The sequence below is a fragment of the Komagataeibacter europaeus LMG 18890 genome, assembly GCF_000285295.1.
GTDB classification, from domain to species: Bacteria; Pseudomonadota; Alphaproteobacteria; order Acetobacterales; family Acetobacteraceae; genus Komagataeibacter; species Komagataeibacter europaeus.
The window spans coordinates 1-1628 of record NZ_CADP01000269.1; the positions used below are offsets into that span (position 1 = coordinate 1).

3 protein-coding genes and 1 pseudogene are annotated in these 1628 nt (G+C 62.7%); all 4 read right to left on the bottom strand.

Translation table 11 applies throughout. The features are described from left to right. Window positions 1-308 (bottom strand): annotated as a pseudogene (locus GEU01_RS23800) (lytic transglycosylase domain-containing protein); the annotation flags it as partial. Next, window positions 305-727, bottom strand: coding sequence for a hypothetical protein (locus tag GEU01_RS21560; protein ID WP_019087650.1), 423 nt, complete (start codon window positions 725-727; stop codon window positions 305-307). The gene GEU01_RS21560 and the pseudogene GEU01_RS23800, both read right to left, overlap by 4 nt. Continuing rightward, window positions 724-972 carry an IcmT/TraK family protein gene (gene icmT / locus GEU01_RS21565; protein ID WP_010511855.1) on the bottom strand — a complete coding sequence of 83 codons (249 nt, stop codon included), beginning with the start codon at window positions 970-972 and terminating at the stop codon, window positions 724-726. The genes GEU01_RS21560 and icmT overlap by 4 nt, the downstream gene beginning before the upstream one ends. Beyond that, on the bottom strand, window positions 972-1628 hold a 657-nt coding region (locus tag GEU01_RS21570; RefSeq protein WP_019087651.1), incomplete at its 5' end, for an ATPase, T2SS/T4P/T4SS family. The genes GEU01_RS21570 and icmT, both read right to left, overlap by 1 nt.

The following is a 1628-nucleotide window of genomic DNA, read 5'->3' on the forward strand; positions in this document are numbered from 1 at the left end:
GCCGCATATGTTTGCGCGGGCGTGCTGTGCCATCGCCTCGCGATGCGATCGACCCATGTCGTGTTGACCTGCATCGGCCCGAGATCCGCCGTGCCGTTACTGTTCGGGCTGACCATTCCGGGACGGCCGGCCTCGACATAGAGGAGGACGAGCAGCACGCCACGGGGCACACCGGAGATTTTTGCCGAAGCCTCCAGACAGGCTGCAATCTGGCGGCCATCTTCTTGGATGCTCGCGGCGCGGGCGGTCGTGCTGGGGGCAAAAAAGGGAAATACCCCGAGTGCCGCCAGAGCGAGGCGGGGGATCATGTCGCCCCCTGCAGGGTCGGCGTGACATCGGCAATCCGGCCATGGGCTTCGCCCCAGAAGTCGATCAGATGATTGAGGACCAGGACGTCGTCCATCTCCGCCAGCCTCATCGTGACATCGATCAGACATAACATCACGACCGTAAATGAACCGGCGCGCACCTTGCGGACGGCATAGCCGAGCGCGCTGTCGGGCGTCCTGCTGACATCAAGGGCAAAGCCCGTCCCTGTCAGTTCCAGCCACAGGGCTTCGGCACTGATCAGGAAAACGGGCAGATAGGCTTCAGGATGTGCGGCGTCAGCCGGTGATACGACCACCCGTTTTCGGGTGCCACGGTCCAGCAGCTCAATCGGCTTGCCGATTTCGGCCAGAAGCCGTGTCTGCGCCGCACTGATCGCCGCCAGATCGATCGCGCTCATGAGAACCGCCTCCTTTGCCATGTCGGCAGGGCGGTGCGGACCGGCCCGATGAGGAAGCGTCGCATGGAGCGTATCGCGGCCGGCAGCGTCAGCCCGAAAAACGAGATCGTCCCGAAAAACACCACGCCGAAGACCCCGATCAGCAGGGTGGTGAGGCTCCAGTGTGTCACGGAGATGAGAATGGGAAAGCAGCTGCGGGCATCGAGAATGAAAACCCGGACAGGATAGGCCGTTGCACGCCACATCACGCGTCTCTCCTTTCTTCCGCCAGAGCGGTGTCTTCGGTGATCAGATCGGCATCAAGCAGTTTGCGGATGGCCTTTCCGAAAGACTGGCCCTGCGCCTCGACTGCGTCGGCCACGACGTCAGGCCAGTCCGTTGGCTCGGTCCGGGTCAGCTTGCGGCGCAGATCATGGTCGAAGGTGAGGAATTCGCGGATCGCAACACGCCCCCCGCCCTTTCGGGGCACAAGGCGCTGGTTGATGCAGAACCGCAGCGCCTGAGCGAGGGCCGAGACGAGATTGTCACGTTCCGAGGGCGGACAGAGCGCGATCGCGCGCTGGATCATGAGGGAGACGCTGTCTGCATGCAGCGTCGTGCCCAGGATACCGCCCATCATGGCGATATTGATGGCTGCATTCATGGTCTCGCCGTCACGACATTCCGTGATGATGCCATCGCTCATCTCGCGGCGTGTCAGGCTGCGGGTGAACGTGGGAAAAGTCAGGGTAGGAGGGCGGATCTCCGTCTGGCTGATCCGCGAGCCTGAAGGCGGTCGCAGGTCGTCCAGCAGGAACTCGATGGGCTCCTCGCCGGTTGCCATGTCGCAGTATACGGTCGGGTCCATGAGTTTTTCGATGGCGAGCCCGAATTGCAACGTGGTCTTTCCGGAACCGGTTGC

What these genes read in the sequence shown, in the direction of transcription:
- GEU01_RS21560 (WP_019087650.1), bottom strand. Translation starts at nt 727, where the DNA reads ATGAGCGCGATCGATCTGGCGGCGATCAGTGCGGCGCAGACACGGCTT.
- icmT (WP_010511855.1), bottom strand. Translation starts at nt 972, where the DNA reads ATGTGGCGTGCAACGGCCTATCCTGTCCGGGTTTTCATTCTCGATGCC.